The organism is Undibacterium sp. RTI2.2 (assembly GCF_035018705.1).
GTDB lineage: Bacteria > Pseudomonadota > Gammaproteobacteria > Burkholderiales > Burkholderiaceae_D > Undibacterium.
Map to the genome: position 1 here is coordinate 1 of NZ_JASJXN010000080.1, position 6612 is coordinate 6612.

The 6612-nt window shown below is 47.1% G+C and carries 5 protein-coding genes; 2 read left to right on the top strand and 3 right to left on the bottom strand.

The window, feature by feature from the left end; all coding sequences use genetic code 11:
- Positions 1-406: 406 nt before the first annotated feature.
- Both QN395_RS20755 and QN395_RS20760 read right to left on the bottom strand, forming a co-directional pair.
- Positions 407-2440 carry an NADPH-dependent 2,4-dienoyl-CoA reductase gene (locus QN395_RS20755; protein ID WP_323492792.1) on the bottom strand — a complete coding sequence of 678 codons (2034 nt, stop codon included), beginning with the start codon at positions 2438-2440 and terminating at the stop codon, positions 407-409.
- 464 nt (positions 2441-2904) lie between these two features.
- Positions 2905-3183 (bottom strand): DUF4148 domain-containing protein, encoded by a 279-nt coding sequence (locus tag QN395_RS20760; RefSeq protein WP_323492793.1) that lies wholly within the window; start codon positions 3181-3183, stop codon positions 2905-2907.
- A 276-nt stretch (positions 3184-3459) separates the two neighbouring features.
- On the opposite strand from QN395_RS20760, the gene QN395_RS20765 reads away from it, so the two are divergent.
- Positions 3460-4383, top strand: coding sequence for a LysR family transcriptional regulator (locus tag QN395_RS20765; protein WP_323492794.1), 924 nt, complete (start codon positions 3460-3462; stop codon positions 4381-4383).
- A gap of 9 nt (positions 4384-4392) precedes the next feature.
- Here QN395_RS20765 and QN395_RS20770 read toward each other — a convergent pair whose 3' ends face one another.
- Positions 4393-5121, bottom strand: coding sequence for a DUF1045 domain-containing protein (locus QN395_RS20770; protein ID WP_323492795.1), 729 nt, complete (start codon positions 5119-5121; stop codon positions 4393-4395).
- A gap of 76 nt (positions 5122-5197) precedes the next feature.
- On the opposite strand from QN395_RS20770, the gene QN395_RS20775 reads away from it, so the two are divergent.
- Positions 5198-6358 carry an alpha-D-ribose 1-methylphosphonate 5-triphosphate diphosphatase gene (locus tag QN395_RS20775; protein WP_323492796.1) on the top strand — a complete coding sequence of 387 codons (1161 nt, stop codon included), beginning with the start codon at positions 5198-5200 and terminating at the stop codon, positions 6356-6358.
- Positions 6359-6612 lie beyond the last annotated feature (254 nt).

The window sequence follows — 6612 nt, forward strand, 5'->3', positions numbered from 1 at the left end:
TCTTTAAATTTATCCTGTTGCTATTGTCTCATTTGAGGTAAACACTCTGCTTGGCTTTTTATCGTGCAAAGATCTCATTTTATTAAAAAGATAATTTTTTTAAGCGGATTTACGGAACGACTGATTTGCTATTTAGATAAATCTACGGCCAAACCGAGCGCTAGTTCTTTTGAAGCTAGCGCTCTTGTTGATCAGTTTTTGGTGCAAGATTTTTCTGGTGAGGTTCAGAAAATTGCTAAACCTGCCAGGTAAGCCCAAGCAGGCCAGCAAAGATTGCTTGAGGAAGTAGATTGATAGTTTTGAATAGCTTAGTCGGGTGAAGTGAGTTGGCTATCTTGCTATCTGGCAATGTGCGGATATATTTGGGGCTGTTTTGGAGGTGTACAACGCTTACCAGCCTTTACAACTACAAACTAACAGCCAATTCAGCACCCTCTTTAATCGCCCGCTTCGCGTCCAACTCTGATGCCAATGCCGCACCGCCAATTTTATGAAACCGCGGACTTTGGTCAGCAGGGTTCTCTGGCATCAGCTCAGTCAATGATTCTTGCCCCGCGCAGAGAATGACGTTATCGACCTCCAGTAAGCGTGCCTGACCGTTGACGGTGATGTGCAAGCCCTGATCGTCAATTTTTAGATACTCAACGCCCGCCAGCATTTCTACGCCGTTACGTTGTAAGGTAGCGCGATGTACCCAGCCTGAAGTTTTACCTAGGCCTGCGCCAACTTTGCTGGCTTTGCGTTGCAAGAGATAAAGCTGGCGATACGGATGGGCGGGTTCTGGGGTGATCAGACCGCCATTACTTTGTGCTTGTGGATCAACGCCCCATTCCGCAAACCAGTGTTGCAAGGTTACTGGCAAGTCGATTGCTGGGTCGTGCAATAAGTATTCGCCGACATCAAAGCCGATGCCGCCTGCGCCTATGATCGCAACGCGTTTGCCTACGGGTTTTTTGTGCAATAGCACGTCAATGTAGGATAAAACTTTGGGATGATCTACGCCCTCTAATTTAGGCGTGCGTGGCACTATGCCTGTGGCTACGATAATGTCATCAAAACTTTGTGATAACAATTGCTCGCGGCTGACGCGTTGGTTTAATTGGAGTTTGACACCTGTCGAGGCGATTTTCTTACCGAAGTACCGCAAAGTTTCTGCAAACTCTTCTTTACCCGGCACTTGCATGGCGATTTTAAATTGACCACCGATGCTGTCGCTACTGTCGAACAAGGTCACATCATGCCCACATTCTGCAGCGACAGTGGCGGCAGATAATCCTGCTGGGCCTGCACCGATGACGGCAACGCGTTTGCGCCTGGTGGTTTTGATATAGCGCAATTCGGTCTCATGTCCGGCTCGCGGATTGACCAGACAGGAGGCACGTTTGTTCGAAAAGGTATGGTCAAGACAGGCTTGATTGCAGGCGATGCAGGTATTGATGGTATCGGCGTGACCAGCGGCGGCTTTGTTGACAAATTGAGGATCGGCTAAAAACGGTCGTGCCATTGACACCATGTCCGCATCGCCGCGCGCAATAATCGCCTCGGCCTGGTCAGGCATGTTGATACGATTGGAGGCGACTACGGGAATCGACACCGCTTTTTTCAGGCGACCAGCGACGCTGGCGAATGCCGCGCGCGGTACCGAGGTGACGATGGTGGGCACGCGGGCTTCATGCCAGCCGATACCGGTGTTAAGAATATTGACGCCAGCTTGCTCTAGCGCCTGCGCTACTTCTACCACTTCATCCCAGCTATTACCGCCTTCGACCAGATCGAGTATGGAGTGGCGATACATGATAATGAAGTTGCTACCGACAGCAGCGCGTACGCGACGGACGATGTCGACTGGCAGACGCATGCGGTTTTCGATGCTGCCACCCCAGCGATCTTTGCGCAGATTAGTGCGGGCGCACAGAAATTGGTTGAGCAAATAGCCTTCGCTGCCCATAATTTCAACCCCGTCATAGCCGGATTTTTGTGCCAGTCGGGCGCAGCGTACATAAGCTCGTATGGTACTTTCGATGCCGCTCTCGGTCAGCGCTTTGGGCTTAAACAGGGAGATTGGCGATTTTTTCGCCGAGGCGGAAACGACGAAGGGTTGGTAACCGTAGCGACCAGAGTGCAGGATTTGCATCACAATTTTGCCACCTTCTTCATGCACGGCGCGGGTGACTTTTTTATGATTCCAGATATCGGCAACGCTATTCATGGTGCCGCCAAATGGCAACAACCAGCCACGCCGGTTGGGTGAGATGCCGCCAGTGACGATCAGACCTGCGCCACCACGCGCTCTTTCACGAAAATACTCTGCTAGTTTGTGATAATTATAAAAGCGGTCTTCCAAACCCGTATGCATAGAACCCATGATGGTACGGTTACGCAGAGTCGTGAAGCCGAGATCCAGCGGGGCGAGCAAGTGTGGATAATGTGGGTTTGGCATGGGACGCTTTACTAAAAGTGTTGGTGTTGCGCAAGAATACACAAATGCCGTTAGTAAGGGATAACTAAGAGATAGTTTGTGCACTCTAATAGTATGGCTTCTAAAAGCGGCACTCCTAAAAAATTGATACCGCACACTGCGCTGTTGTATTGCAGGCGTTAAGGCCGTATTTACTGCTTCTTGTAAGATGAAAGTTGGGCAGTATTCATATACTCCCCATAAAGATTGTTAAAATAGCGTTATTGTCCAGTAATTCTATGGGTAACTTAATATTACTAGGTGGGAGTATTTTTTTGTGGAGGAAAATAATGTTCTATATAAAAGCAAAACGCCACCCTAAGGTGGCGTTTTAACATCTGATCTGCTCAAAGTTTTCTAACGCTCTGGCGATATTTGCCAGAAGTAAAAACTGAGTTAAAGCAGATGTAAGCCTGAGTTAACACTTACATCAGCTTAACTTTGACTTATTCAGTAGTGCTAGTTTTAGCTTTTGCTGCTTTAGCTGTTTCTAATTTAGAGTCAGCTTGGTCTTTTGTAGCGCTTGCTGTTGCAGTTGTGCTTTTCGGCGCTACAAACCAGGCAAATTCTTGACCGCCAACTTGCTCGCCAGCTGCGCGGGCTTGTGCCAACTCAGCGACGACTTCAGCACGAGTTTTTGTGGATGTTGTTGCATCTGCAGCAAAAGCAGCGTTCGTTGTCAAAGCGATCAAGTTAACAGCGGCAAATATTTGTTTCGCATTCATGTTCATTCTCCAGTAATCAAATTAAGTAAGTGGTAACTCATCGTTAGACCAATCCTGGCTCGGCGTATGCTGGTGTCAATTTGCATGAGAAGTGAATTAAAACCTGCACCATTCACTTCCGATGCCGACTGCAACATGCCTTTGGATTTGGCTTCGATGCGCTATTTATGTTGCACTGCACACCGATGGAAAGAGTGTAGGCTTTCCGGATTGAACAAGAAAGGTGGTAATCAGGAATATACTATTGCGGAATACGAAACAATAAGGGACTTAAAAATGGACCGCTTGCAATCGATGCGTGTTTTTTCCAAGGTAGTCGAGCTAGGGAGCTTTGCCCGTGCCGCGTTATCCCTTGAGGTGTCAAACGCGGTAGTCACTCGCTATATGGCTGATTTAGAGACGCATCTTGGGACGCGCCTGCTTAATCGTACCACTCGCAAGCTGTCATTGACAGAGACAGGGCAAATCTACTTAGAGCGCGTGCGCCAGATTCTGGCCGATGTGGATGACGCCGATGCAGTTGCTTCTTTCTCTGCAAAAAAACCCAGCGGCACCTTGCGGATTTACTCGCATCCCGGTTTTGGTAAAACTCAGCTAGCGCCCTTATTACCTAGATTTGCCATAGAATTTCCAGATGTCGTATTAGATGTCAGGATTTCGGATCGGACTGTTGATCTGGTAGAAGAAGGGATTGATGTTGGGTTTTTTCTGAATTTGCAAAAAATAGATGCCAGCATGATCGCCCGTAAGCTCGCTACTTCCGAGGTCATGCTGTGCGCATCGCCTCAGTATTTAAAGCAATTCGGTGTGCCGAAAGATGCCGACGATGTATCTAACCATAAGTGCCTGAATTTTGGTTATGACTTCATGCGGGATAACTGGATGGTTCAAGGTCGGAAGGGTGCTTTGCCTGAGCCGAGACCCATTCCCATTCATAGCTGCGTGATTTCTAATAATGCCGATGTGTTGCGGGTTTGCGCCTTAGCTGGCATGGGTTTGGTATTGCGTCCTTCGTTCACTTTGGGTGACGATCTTACTAGCGGACGTTTGGTCAGGCTATTCCCTGAATATTCGTTGGGTGAAGTGTCGGTTTCGATGGTGTATCCAAGTCGTCGTTTGCTATCTGCAAAAGTCAGAAACTTTGTTAATTTTGTTTCCGACCAATTTCCACATCCTGAAAGCGATATGTGGCTGAATTAGTAAGTGTCTTTAGTTGGTCATACTGAACGGGCTAACTGCCTGAACGTGTCCGCGAAAATAACAGCGGTGAAGTAGCGAGAACGCTGCACCCGGATACTCTTCTTTAAAAACACAAAGATGATCGATGCTCAGAGGCGCATTAAATGCAAAGCATGCTTCAGCAGCATGCCGCAAAATTAACGCGGTTATGTAATCGATATGCGCCAGAGAATCGGTCAGTGTCATGTGGAAGCGATATTGCTCTTCGGTATAAGGATAAGCCCAACGTTTTAGCAACTCTTCTTGCCGCACCGTCAAATTTTGTTGGCGACGCTTTTGCCAGTCAGCATCAGTCATCGGCGCACGTAATGGATCAAAATACGCCACGCAGTCTTGGGCAAGCGCTGCAATTTCGCTATGGCCGGTGGTCGTCTGAAGTGCTAAAAAATCCCCCACCTTTTGTACACTTGGTGTGACGATATTCAGCGCTACAGCTTGCTGACAAAATTGGGTGACATGCTGCACCAAATTATCTTCACTTACGTCTTGTGCGAGACTGAATGGTGCTTTTAAGGTGGCATGAAATCCGTACCTGCGCGCATTTTGGGTTAGGTCTGCCAGTTGATTTGGTGTTATTCCAGCGATCAGATTTTGCGAGGGATGTTGATCAGACGACGGATCTCGCCCAAGCCAATGGCAACCAGCATGCCACCAAGGCGAATCAGCATCGGGCGCAAAGTAGAGAGCGTAACGTGTCATAGGTCTGTTGGGTTGAGCGCGTTTCGCCACATAGCGCATGCTATGCTTACGGACGCATCCAATAATCAAAATCGATATGATACACACCATACGCAACGCCAGAATCGTGACGACTGATTCTGAATTTATCGGTAGCTTTTGTTATGAAGATAAAAATACAGACAAAAATACAGACCAAATTATTACCGATGTGTACTCCGGCAATGCTGGATTGGCAGGGACTGATTGGGAGGGAGATTTTCTACTACCAGGTCTGATAGAAATCCACACTGACAACTTAGAAAAGCACTTAATGCCGCGCCCCAAGGTCAGTTGGCCGATCTTGCCCGCAATTGCTGCGCACGATGCGCAAATTGCCGCTTCTGGCATCACCACTGTGCTGGATGCAATTGCGATCGGCGATATCGATACCGATAGCCTGCGCATGCAGACATTACATGCCAGTATCCAGGGTTTGCAAACTGCCGCCAACGCCGGTATTTTGCGCGCAGATCATTTTTTACATTTACGTCTTGAGCTAGCCGAACCAAAGCTGATCGAGATGTTCACGCCATTCCTGCAAGATCATCGCTTAAAACTCGTCTCACTAATGGATCACACGCCCGGCCAAAGGCAGTGGACGAATTTGCAACATTATCGTACCTATGTAACAGGTAAGCGCGGTTGGACGAATGAAAAAGTGGACGGTATGTTGGCGCATTTACTAGAGCGCCAGCACACACACGCTGCGGCCAACCGGAGGGAAGTCGTTAGATTGTGCCGCGAGTTAGCAACGCCCATCCCTTTGGCCAGCCATGATGACACTACGCTAAATCATGTTAACCAAGGCGTGCTCGAAGGCGTCAGCATGTCAGAATTTCCCACCACCTTAGCCGCGGCACAAGCTGCTCGCGAGCATCAATTATCCATCATCATGGGTGCGCCCAACGTCGTCCGGGGTGGTTCTCATTCGGGCAATGTATCGGCCAAAGACTTAGCTAAAGTTGATCTGCTGGATGTTTTATCATCAGATTACGTTCCAGCCAGCTTACTACATGCTGCTTTTTTACTCCAAGAGTCGGGTGTATCTCTGCCAAAAGCAATTGCTACCGTAACAAGTAATCCAGCAAAAATCCTAGGTATGCATGACCGAGGGGAGATCACTAAAGGCTTCCGTGCCGATTTTATCCGGGTTCGGATAGTTGAGAATTTCCCAATAATTATAGGGGTATGGAAAACTGGGAGGCAAATCTGGTAAGTATTTAAATAACAATAAAAATGTTATTTAGAAACAAAAAATACACGTACTTACAAAAACTTACATTTATAAATTGCACCAATTTAGCCCAATTTACTGCATTAAATAACTGAAAGAAATTACTCTTGTGAAACACGAAATTTAATCGTACATATCGATCAAAAAAACAAATAGTGCATAAAAAACTAAAAAAGCAAATTTATAGAAAATAAAAAACTTATATTTTTATTTTTTTCTTATTTTTATTCATTTAT